Raw genomic sequence first — 22,431 nt, forward strand, 5'->3', positions numbered from 1 at the left:
AGTTGTATGCATAAAATTTTTATTTTTTTGCTTGTTTTATTTTGTGGTTTTCTGTCACAGGCCCAAGTAGAGCAAGTGGCTCAAGATACTGTAAAAACTGGATTTTCTTTGGGAAAACTGCAACTTAAAAACCCACAAAGTATTTTATCTGCTTACACGTACGACCCAGTTACGGATCGTTATGTTTATACCAATTCCGTAGATGGATTTTCCATTAATTATCCTATTATTTTAACGCCAAAAGAATACGAAAATTTAGTCTTAAAAGAATCCATGCGTGATTATTTTAAGAAAAAAGTAGATGCTATTGATGGCAAGAAAGAAGGAAGTGAACTTGCTAAGAGAGATTTATTGCCTAGATATTATGTGAAGTCAGGTCTTTTTGAATCTATTTTTGGAAGCAATACGATTGATGTAAAACCCACGGGATCTGTTGAAATGGATTTGGGAATGCGGTACACAAAACAAGATAATCCATCCTTTTCTCCTAGAAACCGATCCAATCTTTCATTTGATTTTGAGCAGAGAATCAGCATGAGTTTAATGGGAAAAGTAGGAACGCGACTCAATGTAAATGCGAACTACGATACACAGTCTACATTTGCTTTTCAAAATTTAATCAAATTAGATTATGCTCCTACAGAGGATGATATCATTCAAAAAATTGAAGTCGGTAATGTAAGTATGCCTTTAAATAGTTCTTTAATTCGGGGAGCACAAAGTTTATTTGGAGTAAAAACCCAACTGCAATTTGGAAAAACAACAATAACTGGTGTTTTTTCAGAGCAAAAATCACAAACAAAAAGTTTAATAGCGCAAGGCGGAGGCACGATAGAGGATTTTGAAATGTTTGCTTTGGACTATGATAGTGACCGACACTTTTTCTTGTCCCAATATTTTAGAAATCGATATGATAAATCGCTGGCAAATTATCCATTCATTGATAGTAGAGTACAGATCTCTAGGATTGAGATTTGGGTAACTAACAAGCAAAATCGGGTATTGGCAAACAATAATAACCTGAGAAATATCATTGCACTTCAGGATTTAGGAGAAGGCCAATTATCCGGTATTCCTGATAACGAAGTGGTTGTTTTAGATCCTTCTACAGGGATTTTCAACAATCCTATAGATTCTCCTACTGACAATTCAAATAATGATTACAATCCAGCACAAATAAACGCTGGAACAGGTTTGTTGAATCCTAATATTCGTGAAATCGTGACTGCGAATTCTGGTTTTAATATAACGGTAAGTGAAGGTCAGGATTATTCGAAATTAGAAAACGCAAGAAAACTGAATCCTAATGAATACAGCTTCAATCCACAATTAGGATTTATTTCGTTACAACAGCGATTGGCTAATGATGAGGTTTTAGCGGTTGCTTATCAATACACCATTGGAGATAAAGTGTACCAAGTGGGTGAATTTGGAAACGATGGAGTAGACGCAACTGTTGTGACAGGAAATAGTCCTTCCAATCAGGCTATCATTTCGCAGAGTTTGGTTTTGAAAATGTTGAAAAGCAATTTGACCAATGTTAAAAATCCAATTTGGAATTTGATGATGAAAAATATCTATCAGATTCAAGGTGGGTACCAATTGAAACAACAAGATTTTAGATTTAATATTCTTTATTCAGATCCTTCGCCTCTAAATTATATTACAGAGGTTCCAGGAAGTCCTTTTCCAACGAATCCTTCAAGAGAAAACGAAGTTGCTGAGACCCCTTTGTTGAAGGTATTTAATTTAGATAAGTTAAATTACAATAACGATCCTCAAGCTGGAGGGGACGGTTTTTTTGATTTTATGCCAGGCTTAACAATAGATGCGCAAAACGGAAGGATTCTATTTACTACCAAAGAGCCTTTTGGGGAACTGCTATTTTCAAAATTGTCGAATGCTGGTTCCTCTGAAAACTACAACAATGTCAGCTCTTATAATGAAAATCAAAAGAAATATGTGTTTCGCAGCATGTATCGAAATACACAGGCAGGAGCATTGCAGGATAGTGAAAAAAACAAATTCTTATTACGAGGGAAATACAAATCGAGTGGTGGCGATGGTATACCAATTGGGGCATTCAATGTTCCTCAAGGGTCAGTGGTAGTTACCGCAGCAGGAAGACTCTTAGTAGAAGGGATAGATTATAGCGTTAATTATCAGTTAGGTCGTGTTCAAATTTTGGATCCGTCCTTGCAGGCATCAAATACACCCATCGAAGTCTCCTTGGAAAATAACTCTGTTTTTGGTCAGCAAACCAGAAGGTTTATGGGTTTAAATATTGAACATAAAATTTCGGACAACTTTGTGGTAGGAGGAACCTTCTTGAAAATGTCTGAAAGACCGTTCACACAAAAATCTAGTTTCGGACAGGAATCCGTAAACAACACTATTTTTGGTTTCAATACTAATTTCTCAACAGAAGTTCCTTTCTTGACCCGTTTAGTAAATAAATTGCCAAATATTGACACGGATGTACCTTCCAATCTATCGGTAAGAGGCGAAATAGCTTTTTTGAAACCGGACTCGCCAAAAGCAGATCAGTTTCAGGGTGAATCGACCATTTATGTAGATGATTTTGAAGGATCTCAGTCTACAATTGACATGCGTTCCCCTTATTCCTGGAGTTTAGCATCAACACCAGACCGAAACACAACAAGTAGTTATGATTTTAATGCCAGTGCCAATGATTTGAGCTATGGATTCAAAAGAGCTAAATTAGCTTGGTATTCAATTGATCCCGTTTTTTATACTCAGAAGCCCGTTGGAATCTCAAATGAAGACTTGTCTTTCAATAAAACCAGAAGGATTTTTAGCAGAGAATTGTATCCTCTGACTGATATTGCCCAAGGGCAGACGCAAGTAGTAAACACCTTGGATTTGAGTTATTATCCATCTGAAAGAGGGCCTTATAACAACAATTCAAATGTAAATGCAAATCCAGATGAAAATTTTGGAGGGATTATGCGTTCTTTAAATTCAACAAATTTTGAACAAGGAAACGTAGAGTATATTCAGTTTTGGGTGTTAGATCCGTACGTAGGAAATGGTCAGGCTCCAGTATCAAATACTGGAAAAATATACTTCAATTTAGGAGAAATTTCGGAAGATGTTCTAAAAGATGGAAGAAAGCAGTATGAAAATGGGCTGGGTCCCGATCAGATATTGGTCAATCCAAGGCCTTTGTGGGGAGATGTTCCTGCATCTCAGTCCTTGATTTATGCCTTTGATACCAATGTGGATAACAGAAGATATCAAGATATAGGTTTGGATGGTTTGGCTAATGCCAATGAGGGAAGCGTGTATACTAATTTTGCTTCGGAACTGGATCCAGCTGCTGATGATTATACTTTTTATCTGAATGCAGATGGAGGAATTTTAGACCGCTACAAAATGTACAATGGTACTGACGGAAACTCTGCGGTAGATATCAATGACCCCAATAGAGGGTCGTCAACCGTTCCTGACGTGGAGGATATCAACCGAGACAATACCATGAATACAATCAATGCTTATTATGAATATAGTATTGATGTGCAACCCGGAATGAACGTGGGTCAAAATTATATAACTGATGTCAGAAACACACAAGTGTCTTTGCCGGATGGCTCCACTACCGAAGCCCGATGGTTGCAATTTAAAATCCCGGTTGCTCAGCCTGAAAACACGATAGGGAATATTTCTGATTTTAGATCCATTCGTTTCATGAGGATGTTTATGACGGGTTTTAGTGAAGAAGTTACAGTTCGTTTTGGAGCCTTAGACTTAGTTCGTGGCGAGTGGAGGCGATATACCAATACGCTTGATTTTAATGACACAAACAGTGCTGATGACAACACTAACTTAGATGTTTTGGCGGTCAACGTTCAGGAAAATAATCAAAGATGTCCGGTGAATTACATTACGCCTCATGGAGTACAAAGAGAGCAATTGTTTAATAATAACACCGTAATTAATCAAAATGAGCAGTCTTTAGCATTGAGGGTTTCAGGAAACGGATTAGAGCCGGAAGATTCCAGAGCCGTTTTTAAAAATGTAAGTATCGATATGCGTCAATTTAAGAAATTGAAAATGTTTTTGCATGCTGAATCGTTGCCAGGTGAAATTCCTCTTCAAGACAATCAGATGGTTGGTTTTATTCGTTTTGGAAATGATTTTACACAAAATTTCTACCAGATTGAGATTCCTTTAAAAGTAACTGTTCCCTCCTCTGCGTCCAATTCTGATTGTAGTCCTTTGAGCGGCGAAGTAGTTTGGCCAGAAGAAAATGAAATGGATTTGTCATTGGCTTTGTTGACAAAATTGAAAATTTCAGCAATGAGTGTGGATCCAAATACATTGCCACTAGATGGAATTTATTATCCAGATGCTGATCCTTCTAAACCAGAAGGGGACGGGACCAATACCTTGAAGTTAGGGATAAAAGGAAATCCAAATTTTGGACTGGTTCGTACACTTATGGTAGGGGTGAAAAACAGTGATCTACGCAATGATATAAAAGGAGAAGTTTGGTTTAATGAACTTCGTTTAGCGGATATGGACAACCAAGGCGGAATGGCTGCAGTATTGAATGTAGACACAAATTTAGCTGATTTTGCAACGGTCTCCGCATCGGGTAGAAAAAGCACAATTGGTTTTGGATCATTAGAACAAGGTCCTAATGAGAGAAGTCGGGAAGATACGGAGCAATACACGATAGTGACGAATGTGAACCTTGGAAAATTATTGCCTCAAAAATGGGGTGTCAATCTGCCTTTTAATTATGCTATAGGCGAAGAAACGATCACGCCAGAGTACGACCCTTTCAATCAAGACATAAAATTAAAACAGTTGTTAGATAATACAACGGATCAAAATAAGAAAGACAATATTACCAGCAGAGCGGTTGATTACACCAAGCGAAAAAGCATCAATTTTATTGGTGTCAGAAAAGAACGCCAACCAGAACAAAAACAACATGTTTACGATCCTGAAAATTTTACCTTCTCTCAGTCATTTAACGAAGTGGAACGACATGATTTTGAAATCGAAGATTTTGTAGACCAACAGGCAAATTCTTCTGTTGATTATGCGTACACTTTTCAGCCTAAACCAGTAGAGCCATTCAAGAAAGCTAAGTTTTTGAAAAAAAGTAATTACTGGAAGTTATTGAGTGACTTTAACTTTAATTATTTACCTGCTAATATTTCGTTTAATACGAATATCAATAGACAGTATAACCGCCAACAATTTAGACAGGTAGAGGTGGAAGGAATAGGCCTTGACCCACTTTACCGCAGAAATTTTGCATTTAATTATCAATATGGTTTCAATTATAATCTAACTAAATCATTGAAATTAAATTATACGGCATCTTCTAGTAATATTGTAAAAAATTATTTGAATGAAAATAATGAACCCATCGACAGTTTTACTATTTGGGATAGTTATTGGGACATAGGAGATCCAAACCAACACATGCAGCAACTAGTTGTGAATTATGATATACCAATAAACAAAATACCATTATTCAGCTTCATAAAAGCAAACTACTCCTACACGGGTGACTACAGTTGGCAACGCACCTCCAATGCATTGTCTCAGATTAATATTGATGGTGCTGATTATAATTTAGGAAATACAATTCAAAATGCAAGTTCTAATAATTTAAATGCAGCCTTCAACATGGATATGTTGTATAAATATTTAGGACTGACTAAAAATACAAACAAAACACTACCAAAACCGAAAATGATTGCGCCAAAACCAGGCGAAAAAATAGTGAATGCCAATGCCAATCAACTTCCTAAAAACAATGCATTTCTTGATGGCTTGATCGGAGTTCTGACCAGCGTCAAGAATATTCAGATGAACTACACATACAATAGCGGTACAATTTTGCCTGGGTATACTCCAGGTGTTGGGTTCTTAGGATCTTCAAGACCTTCATTGGGCTTTATATTTGGAAGCCAGGATGACGTTAGGTATGAAGCAGCTAAGAACGGTTGGCTGACGAATTACCCCGACTTCAATCAAAATTTCACTCAAGTAACGAATAAACTGTTTAAAGCAACAGCTAATGTCGATTTGTTTCCCGATTTGAAAATTGATTTGACATTGGATAGGGCTTTTTCTGAAAATTTCTCGGAACAATATGATGTTACGGATGGAGTTTATAACGCTAGATCTCCATATAACACCGGTATTTTTTCTATATCAGCAGTTTTGATAAAAACGTCATTTGCTACAAGCGATGAAAATAGTTCAGCTGCTTTTGATGATTTTAGGATGAACCGTCTCACAGTTGCAAATCGTTTAGCTACAGATCGAGGAATTGATATTAATAATCCAATAAATAGAGATGCAGAAGGTTTTCCTTTAGGTTATGGAAAAAACAATCAGGCCGTATTGTTGCCCGCCTTTTTAGCTGCTTATTCAGGAGGGGATGCATCTGCGGTTTCTCTAGGTATTTTTAGAAGTTTCCCTATCCCAAACTGGGCAATAAAATACAATGGATTGATGCGGTATGGGGTTTTTAAGAAAAATTTCAAGCGTTTCTCTTTGCAACATAATTATAGAGCCTCCTATACTATAAATGCATTTAGATCTAACTTTGAATATGACAATGCACCAAACGGAGTGGATGCCAGCGGTAATTTTTTCAATCAGACCATTATGTCTAATATTAATCTGGTAGAACAATTCAGTCCGCTTTTAAGAATGGATTTTGAATTAAAAAGTTCTTTAAAAGTGCTTACCGAAATTAAAAAAGACAGAGCTTTATCGATGAGTTTTGATAATAATTTGTTGACAGAAGTAAAAGGGGTTGAATATATTGTAGGATTAGGGTATCGCTTTAAAGACGTCATTTTTTCTTCAAGATTAGCTGATAATCCAACAGGAATAATAAAAAGTGATATTAATTTGGCTGCTGATATAGGGTATAGAAATAATCAAACCATTGTTCGTTATTTAGATTATGATAATAATCAATTAGCAGGTGGGCAGAATATCTGGTCCATAAAAGTCAAAGCGGATTATGCTTTTAGCAAAAATTTGACAGCAATTTTCTATTACGATCATTCTTTTTCGAAGGCGGTAATCTCTACTTCTTTTCCATTGACCAATGTTCGTTCTGGATTTACAATTCGGTATAATTTTGGGAATTAATTTTTCGAAATCTAAACCTGATTTGAACATAAGATTGTTACATTTGTAACAGCAAATTTCAATTATCAATTAATAATTATCAATTACAATTTAGATGAACATACCAGCAAATTTAAAGTACACGAAGGATCACGAATGGGTTAGTATTGAAGGCGATATCGCAACAGTAGGAATCACTGATTTTGCACAAAAAGAATTAGGAGATATTGTTTATGTTGAGGTAGAAACTTTAGATCAGTCGTTAGAGAAAGATGAAGTTTTTGGAACAGTGGAAGCTGTTAAAACCGTTTCTGATTTATTTCTTCCTGTAGCAGGTGAAATTATTGCTTTCAATGATGCGCTAGAAAGCACCCCGGAAAGTGTAAATTCTGATCCTTATGGAGCAGGATGGATGATTAAAGTTAAAATAGCAAACATGGAACAAGTTGATGGATTACTTTCTAGCGAATCCTACAAGGAATTAATAGGTGCGTAAACAGCTCTATTTTTGGGCCGCTTTAGTATGGTCTGGAATAATTACCTTTTTTTGTTTGGTGCAATTAAATAATGTTCCCTTGGGAAATGTATCAAATTTAGATAAGCTTGTTCATGCGTTTTTTCACTTTGTGTTAACAACGTTATGCTTTTTATTTTTAAAAAGTAGCTCGTCTAATTTGAATAACCTAAAATCGTTGCTGTTTTCCTTTCTATTCTCTGTTTTTTTTGGAATAGCGATTGAAGTAGCACAAAACTTATTAACAGAAACCAGAAAAGCAGATGTCTTTGATGTTTTAGCAAATATGTCTGGAGCGACTTTGTCAATAGCGTTGATTTGGTTATTTAATTTGAATACTAAGTTTAAATAAAGTTAAGAATATAGAGAGTCCCACTTCGGTGGGATTTTTCATTTTTGTACCTATTCGTACGGAATATGTAGAATAGCTCTGATGAAAAATTCATGTTTTAACGCTCTGTAGCTCGTTATTCTTTTTTGATTATAAAGTCCTTTTAACTGTGGTTTAGCAATATCAAAATAAAGAGAAAATATTTAATTCAAACTTGTTTGCAGATAAAATGTACTTTTGTGACTTAGAATGTGCTGTAACCAAGAAATTTAAATGCCATGAATATAAAGCAATACTTAGATTCTACCTATTTAAAAACCGCAGAACAAGCAGGGATCACTGAAGAAGAAAATATTCTTGTTGCTCAGGAATTTATTCAGGAGGCTGTCGAGGAACATTTTAAGCTTATTATGATTCGGCCAAACAGAGTTTCATTGGCCAAAAAGATGATTAATGAAGCGAATTCTATGTTGGAAATAGGTACTGTGATTGATTTTCCAGAAGGGAAATCAGCCATAGAAGATAAACTCAAAGAAGCGGTTCAGGCCATACAAGATGGAGCCGATGATTTGGACTTTGTTTGTAACTACGAAGCATTCAAAAAAGGGGATGCTGATTTAGTAAAAGAAGAAATTTTAAGAGGTACTCAATTGGGATTGGCCAATAATAAAGTGGTCAAGTGGATTATTGAAGTGGCTGCACTGAGCGAAAAAGAAATTATACAACTATCGAGTTTGATAAAGAATGTAATCGTTTCTAATTTTGAACAAGAACTTATTTCAAAGGTTTTTGTGAAGTCATCAACGGGGTTTTACACTACAGAGAATAATTTACCTAACGGCGCTACTATTCCTACTATAAAAATGATGCTTGAAAACGCGTCTCCACTTCCTGTAAAAGCAGCTGGTGGAGTCCGCACGTATGAGGAAGCTGTTGCAATGATTCAGTTGGGGGTGAAACGAATAGGGACCTCTGGCGCAAAAAAAATAGCTAATGGTCAAAATTCAACTAATGAATATTAAATTTAACAATAAAATAAGCATGAACAAAGGGTGGTTGGCATTATTTTTAATTATGTATTCTTTTACTATTTCTGCTCAAGAAATTACAAGCGTTACAGTTCAATCCAGCAACTCTGCTGAGCGTTTTCCTATTTTTTCGGACTGCCTGAATTTACAATTCAAGGCTTTAGAGTCTTGTTTTTACAATCAGGTACAGGATTTTGTTTTTACAAATTTTGAAGTTCCAGCTCGTCTTAAACAAAATGATTTTCAAGGAAATGTCAAAGTGCTTTTTGAAGTAGATAGCAATGGTAATTTTAAGGTGATTTATATTGATGCCACAGAGGAGGAACTGATTCAAGAAACAAAAAGAGTTTTTGGTAAATTTCCAAAAATTCAACCAGCAACCTATAACGGAAAGCCTACGTATGCTAAATTTACCATGGCACTTGCGATCCCTTTAAAAAGTAGAGAAGTAGTAGTTGCAGATACTTTGGCGAAAGTCAAAATTGCGCTAAACAACACTAAAAAATTAACAGAACTGGATAGTATTGTATATTCCAAATTTGACAATCCTGATTTGGATAGTCATTTAAATGTGCCTTTTTCTCATAGTTATTATGCGCAATTTGATGCTTCGTTAAATCAGATGGGTAGTAACAACCACACTGCTTCAAAACCATATACGTATGCTGAAGTGTCAAAATATTATAATCTAAAAGAGGCACAGGAAAAGCTGAAAAAGAAAGCTACCACTTGGTGGGCACGCAAATTGTGGAATGAAAATACAGTAGAAATTCAAGGGGATGACTATTGGTTTACGTTGAATCCTATATTTGATCTACAGGTTGGTAAGGCTTCAGGAAGCGAGGCTTCTTACACTTACGTAAACACACGTGGAATTAATTTTCGTGGTGGACTGGGCAAAAAGCTCAATTTTACTACGACCGTTTTTGAAAGTCAGGGACGTTTTGCAGATTATTACAATCGGTATGCAGAATCGATCAAGCCAGCAGGAGGAAATCCTGCGATTATTCCAGGGATGGGAATTGCAAAAGATTTCAAAACAGATGCGTATGATTTCCCTTTGGCAGAAGCCAATTTAACTTTTGCTCCAAGCAAATATATTGATTTGCAATTGGGTTATGGTAGGAATTTTATTGGAGATGGATACCGCTCTTTGTTAGAAAGTGATGGCGCTAGTCCGTATCCTTACTTTAAATTGAATACTAATTTTTGGAAAATAAAATATACCAATACCTATATGTGGCTCAAAGATGTTCGTCCGGAGGTTACATTAGAAAGAACGTATGCTACAAAGTTCATGGCAAATCACTATTTGAGTTGGAACGTTTCAAATAGATTAAATCTGGGTTTCTTTGAATCAGTGATTTGGACGAATACCAATGACAGAGGATTTGATGTGAGTTTTGTAAATCCAATTATTTTTTACCGTTCTGTTGAATTTGCTTCTTCGGCTAGAAGCGGAAATGCTATTCTAGGGTTAACCTATAAATACAAATGGAGCAATCAGATTAATTTTTATGGCCAGTTTATTTTGGATGAGTTTTCTTTAGGAGATGTTAAAAAAGGAGACAATAGTTGGAAAAATAAGTATGGATATCAGTTGGGAGTCAAATATTATAATGCTTTCAAAATGGATGGTTTACTACTGCAATTAGAGTACAATCATGTTCGACCATACGTCTATTCTCACAGCATGCCAATTACAAATTACGGGCATAATAATCAAAGTATTGGGCATCAATGGGGAGGTAATTTTAAAGAGTTGATCGCTATTGCACGTTATAATAAAGGAAGGTATTTTGCTGATGCAAAAATCACTGTGGGAACACGGGGATTGGATTTTGATTCAATCGACAATGGTTTTAATTATGGAGGGAATATTTATAAGGATTACGATGAAAATAGACCATTTGATAGTGGGGTAAAAGTAGGGCAAGGAAATAAAACTGCTGTCTTTATTGCTGATTTTCAGGGAGGATACTTGGTAAATCCTGCAACCAATTTAAAATTATTTGGAAGTTTTATTTATAGAAGTTTTGACCCAACTAAAAACACAGCGACTGCTTTTAGTGAAAGCACGAATTGGCTCACTGTAGGGTTGAGAGCGGATATCTTTAATTGGTATTTTGACTATTAATTGTTATTTTATTTTTTAGTACTCTTTTTATGAATTGTTTTTTGTCAAATCCCTTTTGATAGCCTACTTTTGCAAAAGTTATTACAAAGTAAATAATCCTAAACATTGAACGCAACACAAAGTACACTTTCATTAAAATCCGTTTACATTGATTTCCGCGAAATCACTAAAGCACGGCTTGCTATTAGCGTTGTTTTTTCGTCTATAGCTGGATATATGCTTGGGATTAATGATTTGCAATCTTTGGGTTGGATCACACTTTTGAAATTAGCTGTTGGTGGTTATTGTATGGTGGGAGCTTCTAATGCTTTTAATCAAGTTATTGAAAAAGATTTAGATGCATTGATGGATCGAACAAAAAATCGTCCGGTTCCGGCTGGTAGAATGTCTCGCGGGACCGCTGTGGTTATTGCAAGTCTTCTGACGATTATTGGGATTGTGTTACTTTATACGATCAATCCGAAAACAGCCATGTTTGGTGCCATTTCAATATTTTTATATACGAGTGTTTACACACCTTTAAAAACCATGACTTCGTTGTCTGTTTTTGTCGGTGCTTTTCCAGGGGCAATTCCTTTTATGTTGGGTTGGGTTGCGGCTACTGGAGAATTTGGAATAGAAGCAGGGACGTTGTTTTTAATACAATTCTTTTGGCAATTTCCGCACTTTTGGGCGATCGGCTGGTTTTTATATGAAGATTATGAAAAAGCGGGCTTTTTTATGTTGCCTACAGGTAAAAAAGATAAAGGAACCGCATTGCAGGTCATACTATATACAGTTTGGCTCATTTTAGCATCGATTTTGCCGGTTTTTGGATATACAGGACGTTTGTACATAACGCCAATTGCGGCTGTTGTTGTATTTTTACTAGGATTGTGGATGTTATTTTATGCCGTTCAATTGTATAAATTAAGAACTGCAAAAGCTGCCCGAACCTTGATGTTAGTGAGTGTGTCTTATATTACATTATTGCAGTTAGTTTATATATTAGATAAATTTTTAAGATAGTTATGGAAATGATAATGACAGTAGAGGAACAAAAATCCAGAACAGCACGGTCATACAAATTGATTTTGTTGTTTGCAATGGTGAGTATGACCATGATGTTTGCGGGACTTACGAGTGCTTTCGTAGTGAGTAAATCCAGAGCAGATTGGTTGAAAGATTTTCAATTGCCAACCGCTTTTTATTACAGTACAATTGCCATTATAGGGTGTAGTGTGACTTTTCACTTGGCTAAAAAGGCAATTCAAAAAAACAATCAAAGTAAAACGACACTTTTTCTTTTGACTACATTAGTTCTAGGAATTTTGTTTGTAATTTTGCAGTTCGTAGGTTTTGGACAAATAGTAGATAATGGGTATTATTTCACGGGAAGTGGAAGCTCAATCACAACTACTTTTTTATATGTAGTTACTGTTGTGCACTTGATTCACCTTGCTGGTGGCGTGATTTCACTGCTAATTATAATTTATAATCATTTTAAACAAAAATACAATTCATCTCAAACCCTTGGAATTGAACTTGGTGCAATGTACTGGCACTTTCTTGACTTATTATGGGTTTATTTGTTTTTGTTTTTATATTTCTTTAAATAAGAAAAAAACGTAAATTTGGGAACTTTTTAACGAATAACTTTTATGGAAGCGACAGTTACTACTGCTAATAGTGAAGAAAAAACTTGGGGAGGTGGCAATGAGCCAATGGGAGCAAGTTATGGTAAATTAATGATGTGGTTTTTTATCGTATCAGATGCCTTAACGTTCTCTGGATTTCTTGCAGCTTATGGTTTTTCTAGATTTAAATTTATTGAGACATGGCCATTGGCTGACGAAGTGTTCACTCACTTTCCGTTTATGCATGGAGTATCTGCTCCGATGTATTATGTTGCATTAATGACTTTTATTTTGATTTTTTCATCTGTGACAATGGTTTTGGCCGTGGATGCAGGGCATCAAATGAAAAAAAACAAGGTAGTTCTTTATATGTTTTTGACCATTATCGGTGGTTTGATTTTCGTAGGATCTCAAGCTTGGGAATGGAAAAATTTCATAAAAGGGGAATATGGTGCTATTGAGACAAAAGGAGGTAGTTTACTTCAATTTGTAGATAAAGAAGGACACCGCGTAGCTTTGGCTGATTTTGCAATGACTTTGCCGGAAGACAGAGAGCAATTGACAAGAAGTAAAGGGAAATGGTTCATGAGTGAGGGATCTTTACCCTCTTATTCTGTAGCTGAAGTGCAAGCAGGTTTTAAAGCCCATCCAGAACTTTTGATTAGAACTGAGGTTGTAACCAAAGAAAAGCAAAAAACAATTCTTTCGAGAGAAGAGTCGGTGGCAAGATTAAGTCAGGCCCATTATGTCGTTGAAGGGGCTAATTTGCAACGAAACGAGTATGGAAGTAAACTTTTTGCTGACTTCTTTTTCTTTATCACAGGTTTTCACGGATTTCACGTTTTTTCTGGAGTGATTATAAATATTATTATATTTTTCAATGTGCTTATCGGAACGTATGAAAAGAGAAAAAGTTATGAAATGGTTGAGAAAGTTGGTCTTTATTGGCATTTTGTCGATTTAGTTTGGGTATTTGTATTCACGGTTTTCTATCTAGTTTAATTTCAAAAAGTAATTATCATGTCACACGAACACGTATCTAACATAGGTAGAATCTGGAAAGTTTTCGGAATATTGTCTGCCGTTACAGTAGTAGAAGTTTATTTGGGGATTTTAAAACCAGATGTTCTTTTTATGAATGATTTTTTAAGTATGAATTTACTTAATTGGATCTTTTATGCCCTTACTATTTTTAAAGCATATTACATTGTATGGGCATTTATGCACATGGAAGGTGAAAAAGGCACCCTAAAAAGTGCAGTTGTTTTTCCAGTAATTTTTCTGATTTTATATATACTCTTCATCCTTTTAACCGAAGGGGATTATATTTACGGGGTTTTTAAAAATTCTACTATCAAATGGAATTTTTAACAAGATATTAATTCAAAAATAGGGTATCCGTCTTGGCGGATACCTTTTTTATTTTATAGTAATAATTGAAACAGCATAATGAAAAAAAATATTGTTCTTTTCGTTCTATTTATTTTGCCTATCGTTGCTTATCTATTTTTCGCCTCTGGCGTGAATGGTTTTACCAAACTGCCAACTGTTACACCTAATACAGCTGATCTTGGTAATTGGCATTCTTTAGATGGTAAAAAAGTTACTTTGAATGGAAAAGTAACTGTTCTTGGTTTTTCTGGAACAGAACTTTTAAGAAATAGAGGTAATTTTTTTAATCTAAATCAAAAAATTTATCAAACGTATCACAAGTTTAAAGATGTACAATTTGTTGTCATTTGTCCAATTGGAACTGAAGCAGATGCAAAGAAAGTAGTAGATGCTTTAGCTGCTTTTACTGATGTTGCACAATGGCGTTTTGTATTTGCCTCGCCTGCTGAGATTACTTCTTATCACTCCCAATTAAAATTGGTTGAAAAATTAGACGATAAATTTGGAACTCCCAAAGTCTATATCATTGATAAAAAAAGAAATCTTCGAGGAAGGAAATTGGTAAAAAATAGTAAAGAGGGATACAACACTTTTCATCCGGCAGAGTTGAGCAATGAGATGCTAGATGATTTTAAGGTTATTCTTTATGAATATCGTGCTGCACTCAAGAAGAATAATAACGCTACTAGAAAAATTTAATTTTAACTTACGATGCTTAAAAATAAATCATATATAGGTATTTCATTTATTATTTTAATTTTTGGTATTTATGCCGTTCCTAAGATAGTAGAAAGAATAAAGAATGATAAGGTGGTTCAAGGTGACCGATTAGACCGAGTGAATCCAATAACGGCTAATGAGGATCAATTGATCAAAATAGGGCCAGCTCCTAAATTTGAATTAATTAATCAGGACAATCAGAAAATAACTAACGAGTCCTATAAAGGGAAAGTATATGTGTTGGAATTCTTTTTTTCAACCTGTCCAACAATTTGTCCCAAGATGAATCAAAGTATGCTTCTCATTGAAAAAAAATTCTTTGGTAATCCAAACTTTGGAATTGTATCTATTACAATCGATCCTGAACACGACACGCCACAAGTATTAAAAGATCATTCAAAATTATTGGGCGTTAAGTCTTCAAATTGGAATTTTTTAACTGGAGATAAAGCGTATATTTTTAATTTAGCCAATAAAGGGTTCAATCTTTATGCTGGTGAAAATAAAAAAGTTGTAGGTGGTTTTGAACATTCAGGATTGTTTGCCTTAATTGATAAGAATGGAAATATCCGATGTAGAAATGATGATTTCGGAAATCCAATTTTGTATTATGATGGTTTAGATAAAAAAGGAGTGAGAAACATTCAACAAGACATTAATATTTTATTAAAAGAGTAAAATGAAAGAGCAATCTTTAGAAAAGAAATATAATAAGTTAATTGTAGCCGTATCTATCATAATACCGGTTGCTGTTGCTATCCTTTTTGGTGTAAAGCTAAAAGATTTTGGTATTATTGTAGAACCTCTTTCTTTTTTACCTCCTATTTACGCCACTACAAACGGTATTACAGCCATTCTATTAATCGCAGCAGTTGTTGCAATTAAGAACGGCAACAGAAAAATTCATAGTATATTAATGACAAGTGCTATCACTTTGTCTCTTGCTTTTTTAGTAATGTATGTAGCTTATCACATGACTAGTGATTCAGCTGTTTTTGGAGATTTAAATCACAACCGCATCTTAGAAGATACTGAAAAGACAAGCATAGGATCATTGAGGATTGTTTATTTACTAATTTTAGTTACTCATATTATTTTATCGATTGCTATCATTCCAATGGTGTTGATTACTTATGTCAGAGCATTGGCACAAAATTTTGAGATGCACAAAAAAATAGCTCGGATTACTTTTCCAATCTGGTTGTATGTTGCCATTACTGGAGTAGTTGTATATTTAATGATTTCGCCTTATTATGTATATTAAAGTAAAAATTAAAGTTCAGAAGATCGTAGTTTGCGTATCTCTTTTTGTTTTCAGTCTCCTTTCAGTTACTGCAAATGCACAATGTGCAATGTGTCGTGCTGCATTAACTAGTGAAGGAAATACGGCAAAAGCAGCGGCTGTAAATGATGGAATTGTGTACTTAATGGTAATCCCTTATATTCTTGTTGCAGGGATTGGATATGCTATTTATCGTATGAAAAAGAATAAATCTAGTTAAGAATTTCGTCTTCTGTTTTTTTTCTAAAATTACTTTAGTCCATTGATCGTTACGTTGGCGCTTCCATTAATTTTTATGAAGGCAATAATAGCTTGATTTGTTAATTGAATTTTTTGAAATTGAATCTCCTCCATTTTACCGTTTATAAAAACTCCTTGCATAGGAGAATAATTTTTTAAATAAGTCATCATATTTTTTTGACCTTCTTCAAGATTTGGTTTTATAGAGTATCGGCAACTCTGTTCGATTTTTTTAAGCACTATTCCCTGTGCTAGCCAATTAGCTGTTTGCATCAGTTTGTTTTTGGTATCTAAAGCATAGCTTAATTGATCAAAAAATATTTCTTTGGTTTGTTCATTATATTTTGGAAATCCAGAAAGATAAATCGTTCCGTTCACGGATCCCAATAGATCTAGGGCAATTATCATTTTTCCATTTTTATGCCAAATAGCTACATTTTGAACCTTTACTTTCTTTGATCCTGATCCAAATTCCTGTCCATAAAAATTCTTCGTCATAATTTTAGAGGCTTCTTGATAGGTTGAAATAGCGACAATGTTTGCGGAAAGATCTTCGGGGATTTTGGTAACTGTCCTTAAGGTGATTTTGGATGCGTTGAATTTTGTTTCTGGCTTTTTTCCAATTAATGTTCCCATGTTGCACTTCATCCCCATTTCTAGTACGAAATTGTCATTTTTTAATTTAGCGGTAGTGGAATATATTTCAATAGGAACAATTCGCAGCCAACTTTCATAAATATCATTCATTAAAAAAGGCGTGCAAATTTTTTCTATTGCAGTCAGAACATTGGGTTTGAAGTCCATAGATTTTGAGATAGCGTCGTCAATTTTTCGTTCTATTTTTGATTTAAATAGTTTTATGGCAGGGTTGATCAAATAAGTAACAGGAACATTTTTTCCAAAAATAGTCATTGTAGGGCTTTCATTCCACTCTAGTGATTGTAGCTCTGTTTTTGTATTTAGTTTCCAATTTGTTAAGGCAACATCGCTTACTAAGGTGACAATACCATCAAGATGAAATTCACGGGTATCATACATTTCTATCCCCATTTTTTTGGTGCCAATCCTATATTTAATAATAGCTTTTAATGGTAAAATAGTACTTATTTTTTCTCCTTTTCCACCGAGATTGTTTTTTATTGTAATTGGAGCAAGTTTCCAAACCTTCAATTCTATGTCGTCATCCTCGATAGTGTTGTCTTCGTAAATTAATCCATTTAAGAGCGCATTGGTTTGATTCTCGATATCTTTTATTTTGACCGTGATGGGTAAATTTATGTATGAAATTACGTTTTCATATTGCAAAGGGGTAGCGTCATCTGGTTCTGGTTTTAATGCTGCTATTTTAGTGGTTGTACCGCAACTTGCAAGCAATAAAAAAATAGAGATCGTGAGGACATTGAGATTGAATTTCAGCATTTTTAGTTTGGTTTAAAGTAGCAAAATTAACAAAAGAATTCTTTTTTTAAAATTTTTTGTAACAAATGGTAATTTCGAAAGTCTAATTGTTTTATAATGGATTTTAAGAAAGTAAATTTTTATTTTATTCCATAGATCTGTAGTAGAAAAAGTTAAATTTGTTTGCAGTATACTGCACTTTTATTCAAAAATGTATGAACATAGGAAGTTTTCTCAGTTTAATTACCTTACTATTTTGTTGCTCAATAAGTCAGGCACAAAATAAAAAGTGGACCTTAGAAGAGTGTGTACAATATGCTGTCCAGAATAATATATCCATAAAGCAGACCGAGCTGGATTCTAAAACAGCACTTATCGACAAGAGGGGAGCCATTGGAAACTTTTTGCCTTCTTTGAATGTTAACGCGTCTCACTCTTGGAATATTGGTTTAAACCAAGATATTACGACTGGTTTGCTTCAGAATCAAACCACCCAGTTTACCTCGGCTGGTGCCAATGTTGGGATAGATATCTATAAAGGTATGCAAAACCAAAACACGCTTCGTAGAGCAAATCTTTCCATAGTAGCTGCCAAATATCAATTGTTAAAAATGCAGGAGGATATTGCGCTGAATGTAGCGAACGCTTTTTTGCAAGTACTTTTTAACAAAGAGAACCTTAAGGTTCAAAAGCAACAACTAGGAATTAATGAAAAACAATATGCTCGTTCTGAAGAGTTAGTAAATGCAGGATCGATTCCTCGCGGGGATTTATTGGATATTAAAGCTACCGTAGCGTTGAACAATCAAAATGTCGTAGTTGCCGAGAATGTGTTGCTAATTTCTAAATTGAGTTTAGCCCAACTATTGCAATTAAAAGATTTTGAGAATTTTGATGTGGTAGACGATAGTGATTTTAGAGATGAAAATAATATTTTGGCACAAACTCCAAACGCAATTTATGATAAGGCTTTAGAAGGTAGAACCGAATTGAAAATTGCTAGAACTAATTTGGAAATTGCGGAGAAAAATGTAGTCATTGCTAAAGGCGCTTACCAACCTACGTTACAAGGATTTTACAGTTTTAATTCTAGAGTTTCCTACAGCGACAGAGTGACTGGTGTAGCACCTAATACTGCAAATCCTACTTCTATTTTAGGTTTTGTAGAAGGTACAAATCAAAATGTTTTGAGTCCTAATTTCACAAGGGTTTTGGGAGGTCCAGCACCATTTTTTGATCAATTTAGCAACAATAAAGGACAATCTTTTGGCGTCCAGTTATCGATTCCAATTTTTAATGGATTTTCTGCCCGTAATAATGTAGATCGCTCTAAAGTAAGTTTAGAAAGATCTAAAATTGCGGTTGAACAACAAGACCTTGACTTGCAGAGAAACGTTTTCACAGCGTTTGCAGATGCGAAGGGCTCGCTTAATGCAAATGAAGCAGCTGTTGTGGCTCTTGAAGCAAGACAGGTAGCTTATAATTACGCAAAAGAAAAATATGATGTAGGTTTAATGAATTCCTTTGATTTCAACCAATCTCAAACTTTATTGACTAATGCGCAGTCAGAAGTCATTAGAACAAAGTACGATTACATTTTTAAAATTAAAATCTTAGAATTCTATTTTGGAATTCCTCTCATCAAAAACTAATTTATTATGTCTAAAAAAACAATTTATATCTTAATAGGCGGAGCAATAGTGATCATTGCTGGACTTATAGTGCTTTCAAAATCAGGAGTAATCGGTAATAAAGATAAGGGAACTGAAGTAGAAATAGCTCAAGTTGTCCCTACAACTATTGTTGAAACTGTTTCGGCTACGGGGAAAATCCAACCTGAAATTGAAGTGAAAATTTCATCAGAAGTATCAGGAGAGATTATTTCATTAAATGTAAAAGAAGGTCAAGTCGTTAAAAAAGGAGATCTGTTGGTTAAAATAAATCCTGATTTATATACTTCAGGTTACAATCGTTCTGTTTCAAATTTATCTGGAACTAGAGCTAATTTAAGCCAAGCAGATGCTTCTTTCAAGGAATCGAAATCCAATTATGACCGAAATAAAACATTGTTCGAAAAAGGAATTATTTCAAAAGCAGATTGGGATAAAGCTGTTGGCTCTTATGAAGTAGCAAAAGCATCGAAACAAACGGCTTATTTTAATGTGCAAAGCGCAGCAGCAACTGTAAATGAAGCTAAGGATAATTTAGGGCGTACCACAATTTATGCACCTGCAGATGGAACTATTTCGATGTTAAATGTCGAATTAGGCGAGCGGGTTTTAGGGACACAGCAAATGACAGGAACAGAGATCCTAAGAGTAGCCAATCTAAATAACATGGAAGTAGAAGTAGATGTAAATGAAAATGATATTGTAAAAATTAAAGTAGGAGACGAAGCAAAAGTGGAAGTGGATGCGTATTTGAAAAAACAATTCAAAGGAATCGTAACTAGTATTTCTAATTCGGCAAGTTCTGCTCTAACAGCTGATCAGGTGACTAATTTTAAAGTAAAAGTGAGAATTCTTAAGGAATCGTATGAAGACTTATTAGAGGGAAGACCAAATACGTACTCTCCTTTTAGGCCAGGTATGACTGCAACAGTAGACATCATTACCGATACGAAAAGTAATGTATTATCAGTACCAATAAGTTCTGTTGTAATAAAATCTGATACAGCGGCTGTAAAAGAGATTAAAGTGGTTGATCCTAATGAAGATCAAAAAGGAGCTGCGCCCAAGAGCGACAAAAAGTTCGAGTGTGTTTTTGTGAAAGTTGGTGATAAAGCTAAAATCAGAATCATTAAAACCGGAATTCAAGACGACACAAATATCGAAGTTTTGGCTGGTCTTCAAAAAGGAGACGTAGTTATTACAGGCCCTTATTCAACAGTTACTAAGGATTTGAATTCAGGTGATAAAGTGGCATTACTAAGTGATAAAGATAAAAAAGACGAAAGTAAAAAATAAGCTGTAGCATAATAATTTTGAAATCACAATCATAAAATATAATTTTGTGATTGTGATTTTTAATTTAAAATAAAAACTAGTATTGAGCTATATATTAAACATTGAGACGGCAACGAAGAACTGTTCTGTTGCTCTTGCTAAAGAAGGGAAAACGATTTTCTATAAGGAAATAGCTGAAGAAGGATATTCACACGCAGAACGTCTCCATGTATTTATTGAACAAATAATTAAAGATGCAGGGATTACATTGAATGATCTTTCTGCTATAGCAGTAAGTCAAGGTCCTGGTTCTTATACGGGATTGCGGATTGGAGTTTCAGCAGCAAAAGGGCTCTGTTATGCCTTAGACATTCCACTAATTGCTGTGGATACTTTGCAAGCATTGGCTTCACAAGTGACTATTTCTGATGGATTAATAGTTCCAATGATTGATGCAAGAAGAATGGAGGTATATAGCGCCATCTTTACACCTGATTTTGAAAAAAAACGAGAAGTTCTCGCTGAAATTATTACTGAAAATTCCTTTGACGATTTAGAGGAAACACTTTATTTTGTGGGAGATAGCACTGAAAAATGTAAGTTGGTTTTAACGAAAGGGAATTGTGTTTTTCTAGAAGATATAAAATATCCTTCTGCTCAAGAAATGAGTGCATTGAGTTATGCAAAATTCAAAATAAACGACACCGTGGACGTCGCTTATTTTGAACCCTATTACCTGAAGGATTTTTTGGTTACTGCTCCTAAAAAACAATAAATCTTTCTACTACGAGCTATTTTTTAATTTTGCTGTTTTGGGTCAACTGCAGTACTAGTTTTGGTAGTCGATTCCTTTACAAACGGTTGGAAACAAATACCTGCTGCATCAAAAGCTTGTTTGCAATTTTCTAAAGTGTCTGAGTAAACATCCCAAAAGTCTTCATTTGTAGCCCAAGGCCTCACCGCTAGTTGTATACCGCTGTCTGTTAAGCCTTTTATGGATACTTGGGCAGCTGGTATTTGTAGTATTTTGGGATTATTGTTTAAAACGGATGTTATTATATCTTTTGCCTTTCTAATATCGGTGTCATAGGAAATGGATATGGTTAAATCTGCTCTTCTTGTGTTTTGAAGAGAGTAGTTGATGATGTTTCCATTGGACAATGATCCGTTGGGTATAAAAATGGTTTGATTATTAAAAGTGATTAGTTTGGTTACGAATATTTGTATTTCGTAGACTGTTCCTGTAACTCCTTGTGCTTCAATCGTATTTCCAACTTTAAACGGTTTGAAAAGTATAATCAACATTCCCCCAGCAAAATTAGATAACGAACCTTGAAGTGATAAACCTACCGCAAGTCCCATGGCACCAAGAATAGCTACAAATGAAGAAGTTTCAATCCCTAATTTGGAAATAAACGAAACAAATAAGATGACTCTTAATACCCAAAGTAAGATGTCTGCTAGGAATTTAGTTAATGTTGGTTCCAAGTCTCTTTTAACCATTAACCTTCTGATGAATCTATTAATGAGTCGGATGATATAGAGTCCTGCAAATAGAATAATAAAAGCAGAAATTAATTTTGGAGAATAGTCAACTAGTACTTTTATAAAAGTGTTGGCGTAATCTGTAAGTTCCTTCGGGTCTAGATTCATTTTGTTTAAATAAAAAACCTTCTCAAAGGAGAAGGTTAAGTTTG

At 34.7% G+C, this 22,431-nt stretch carries 18 protein-coding genes; 16 read left to right on the top strand and 2 right to left on the bottom strand.

Annotated features, from left to right (window positions below):
- Positions 1 to 6: 6 nt before the first annotated feature.
- The 13 genes from sov to BLS90_RS01435 all read left to right on the top strand — a co-directional run bounded on the left by sov (position 7) and on the right by BLS90_RS01435 (position 16,371).
- Positions 7 to 7,152, top strand: coding sequence for a T9SS outer membrane translocon Sov/SprA (gene sov, locus BLS90_RS01375; RefSeq protein WP_091254177.1), 7,146 nt, complete (start codon positions 7 to 9; stop codon positions 7,150 to 7,152).
- Between the two features lie 94 nt (positions 7,153 to 7,246).
- Entirely contained in the window at positions 7,247 to 7,627 is a 381-nt protein-coding gene (gene gcvH / locus BLS90_RS01380; protein ID WP_091254180.1) for a glycine cleavage system protein GcvH, read from the top strand.
- A gap of 58 nt (positions 7,628 to 7,685) precedes the next feature.
- A complete protein-coding gene (locus BLS90_RS17025; protein ID WP_262488554.1) occupies positions 7,686 to 7,997 on the top strand; it encodes a VanZ family protein in 312 nt (103 codons plus the stop codon).
- A 257-nt stretch (positions 7,998 to 8,254) separates the two neighbouring features.
- A complete protein-coding gene (gene deoC / locus BLS90_RS01390; RefSeq protein WP_091254186.1) occupies positions 8,255 to 8,998 on the top strand; it encodes a deoxyribose-phosphate aldolase in 744 nt (247 codons plus the stop codon).
- Positions 8,999 to 9,017: 19 nt separating this feature from the next.
- Positions 9,018 to 11,141 carry an energy transducer TonB gene (locus BLS90_RS01395; RefSeq protein ID WP_091254639.1) on the top strand — a complete coding sequence of 708 codons (2,124 nt, stop codon included), beginning with the start codon at positions 9,018 to 9,020 and terminating at the stop codon, positions 11,139 to 11,141.
- Positions 11,142 to 11,246: 105 nt separating this feature from the next.
- Positions 11,247 to 12,149, top strand: coding sequence for a heme o synthase (gene cyoE / locus BLS90_RS01400; protein WP_091254190.1), 903 nt, complete (start codon positions 11,247 to 11,249; stop codon positions 12,147 to 12,149).
- Positions 12,150 to 12,151: 2 nt separating this feature from the next.
- Positions 12,152 to 12,739, top strand: coding sequence for a cytochrome c oxidase subunit 3 (locus BLS90_RS01405; protein ID WP_091254196.1), 588 nt, complete (start codon positions 12,152 to 12,154; stop codon positions 12,737 to 12,739).
- 42 nt (positions 12,740 to 12,781) lie between these two features.
- The gene (locus tag BLS90_RS01410; RefSeq protein WP_091254199.1) at positions 12,782 to 13,759 is read left to right on the top strand and encodes a cytochrome c oxidase subunit 3; all 978 of its coding nucleotides are present in this window, start codon (positions 12,782 to 12,784) and stop codon (positions 13,757 to 13,759) included.
- 18 nt (positions 13,760 to 13,777) lie between these two features.
- Positions 13,778 to 14,128, top strand: coding sequence for a cytochrome C oxidase subunit IV family protein (locus tag BLS90_RS01415; RefSeq protein WP_091254204.1), 351 nt, complete (start codon positions 13,778 to 13,780; stop codon positions 14,126 to 14,128).
- A gap of 78 nt (positions 14,129 to 14,206) precedes the next feature.
- Entirely contained in the window at positions 14,207 to 14,848 is a 642-nt protein-coding gene (locus tag BLS90_RS01420) for a GNAT family protein (RefSeq protein WP_091254207.1), read from the top strand.
- Between the two features lie 12 nt (positions 14,849 to 14,860).
- Positions 14,861 to 15,547, top strand: coding sequence for an SCO family protein (locus tag BLS90_RS01425; RefSeq protein WP_091254211.1), 687 nt, complete (start codon positions 14,861 to 14,863; stop codon positions 15,545 to 15,547).
- A 1-nt stretch (position 15,548) separates the two neighbouring features.
- The gene (locus BLS90_RS01430; protein ID WP_091254216.1) at positions 15,549 to 16,133 is read left to right on the top strand and encodes a DUF420 domain-containing protein; all 585 of its coding nucleotides are present in this window, start codon (positions 15,549 to 15,551) and stop codon (positions 16,131 to 16,133) included.
- Positions 16,123 to 16,371 carry a hypothetical protein gene (locus BLS90_RS01435; RefSeq protein WP_091254220.1) on the top strand — a complete coding sequence of 83 codons (249 nt, stop codon included), beginning with the start codon at positions 16,123 to 16,125 and terminating at the stop codon, positions 16,369 to 16,371. Before BLS90_RS01430 ends, BLS90_RS01435 begins: the two co-directional genes overlap by 11 nt.
- Before the next feature lie 29 nt (positions 16,372 to 16,400).
- On the opposite strand, the gene BLS90_RS01440 is transcribed toward BLS90_RS01435, so the two are convergent.
- Complete coding sequence (locus tag BLS90_RS01440; RefSeq protein WP_091254223.1) at positions 16,401 to 17,810, bottom strand: DUF4403 family protein; 1,410 nt, start codon at positions 17,808 to 17,810, stop codon at positions 16,401 to 16,403.
- Between the two features lie 194 nt (positions 17,811 to 18,004).
- Here BLS90_RS01440 and BLS90_RS01445 point away from each other — a divergent pair, with 194 nt between their 5' ends.
- From BLS90_RS01445 to tsaB, 3 genes are all read left to right on the top strand, one after another.
- Positions 18,005 to 19,441, top strand: coding sequence for a TolC family protein (locus BLS90_RS01445; protein ID WP_091254227.1), 1,437 nt, complete (start codon positions 18,005 to 18,007; stop codon positions 19,439 to 19,441).
- 6 nt (positions 19,442 to 19,447) lie between these two features.
- Positions 19,448 to 20,755 (top strand): efflux RND transporter periplasmic adaptor subunit, encoded by a 1,308-nt coding sequence (locus BLS90_RS01450; RefSeq protein ID WP_091254232.1) that lies wholly within the window; start codon positions 19,448 to 19,450, stop codon positions 20,753 to 20,755.
- Positions 20,756 to 20,837: 82 nt separating this feature from the next.
- Positions 20,838 to 21,509 carry a tRNA (adenosine(37)-N6)-threonylcarbamoyltransferase complex dimerization subunit type 1 TsaB gene (tsaB, locus tag BLS90_RS01455; protein ID WP_091254235.1) on the top strand — a complete coding sequence of 224 codons (672 nt, stop codon included), beginning with the start codon at positions 20,838 to 20,840 and terminating at the stop codon, positions 21,507 to 21,509.
- A gap of 23 nt (positions 21,510 to 21,532) precedes the next feature.
- Here the strand turns inward: tsaB and BLS90_RS01460 are convergent, their stop codons facing one another.
- Positions 21,533 to 22,387, bottom strand: coding sequence for a mechanosensitive ion channel family protein (locus BLS90_RS01460; protein ID WP_091254239.1), 855 nt, complete (start codon positions 22,385 to 22,387; stop codon positions 21,533 to 21,535).
- Between the last annotated feature and the right edge of the window lie 44 nt (positions 22,388 to 22,431).

Origin of the sequence: Flavobacterium omnivorum (assembly GCF_900099915.1) — a bacterium.
Taxonomy (GTDB): Bacteria; Bacteroidota; Bacteroidia; order Flavobacteriales; family Flavobacteriaceae; genus Flavobacterium; species Flavobacterium omnivorum.

Excerpts from the sequence above, each read along its gene's own strand:
- BLS90_RS01420 (WP_091254207.1), top strand. The coding sequence starts at position 14,207 with ATGAAAAAAAATATTGTTCTTTTCGTTCTATTTATTTTGCCTATCGTT.
- deoC (WP_091254186.1), top strand. The coding sequence starts at position 8,255 with ATGAATATAAAGCAATACTTAGATTCTACCTATTTAAAAACCGCAGAA.
- BLS90_RS01430 (WP_091254216.1), top strand. The coding sequence starts at position 15,549 with ATGAAAGAGCAATCTTTAGAAAAGAAATATAATAAGTTAATTGTAGCC.
- BLS90_RS01425 (WP_091254211.1), top strand. The coding sequence starts at position 14,861 with ATGCTTAAAAATAAATCATATATAGGTATTTCATTTATTATTTTAATT.
- gcvH (WP_091254180.1), top strand. The coding sequence starts at position 7,247 with ATGAACATACCAGCAAATTTAAAGTACACGAAGGATCACGAATGGGTT.
- BLS90_RS01395 (WP_091254639.1), top strand. The coding sequence starts at position 9,018 with ATGAACAAAGGGTGGTTGGCATTATTTTTAATTATGTATTCTTTTACT.
- BLS90_RS01410 (WP_091254199.1), top strand. The coding sequence starts at position 12,782 with ATGGAAGCGACAGTTACTACTGCTAATAGTGAAGAAAAAACTTGGGGA.
- BLS90_RS01440 (WP_091254223.1), bottom strand. The coding sequence starts at position 17,810 with ATGCTGAAATTCAATCTCAATGTCCTCACGATCTCTATTTTTTTATTG.
- BLS90_RS01445 (WP_091254227.1), top strand. The coding sequence starts at position 18,005 with ATGAACATAGGAAGTTTTCTCAGTTTAATTACCTTACTATTTTGTTGC.
- BLS90_RS01415 (WP_091254204.1), top strand. The coding sequence starts at position 13,778 with ATGTCACACGAACACGTATCTAACATAGGTAGAATCTGGAAAGTTTTC.
- BLS90_RS01450 (WP_091254232.1), top strand. The coding sequence starts at position 19,448 with ATGTCTAAAAAAACAATTTATATCTTAATAGGCGGAGCAATAGTGATC.
- BLS90_RS01405 (WP_091254196.1), top strand. The coding sequence starts at position 12,152 with ATGGAAATGATAATGACAGTAGAGGAACAAAAATCCAGAACAGCACGG.
- BLS90_RS01460 (WP_091254239.1), bottom strand. The coding sequence starts at position 22,387 with ATGAATCTAGACCCGAAGGAACTTACAGATTACGCCAACACTTTTATA.
- BLS90_RS01435 (WP_091254220.1), top strand. The coding sequence starts at position 16,123 with ATGTATATTAAAGTAAAAATTAAAGTTCAGAAGATCGTAGTTTGCGTA.
- sov (WP_091254177.1), top strand. The coding sequence starts at position 7 with ATGCATAAAATTTTTATTTTTTTGCTTGTTTTATTTTGTGGTTTTCTG.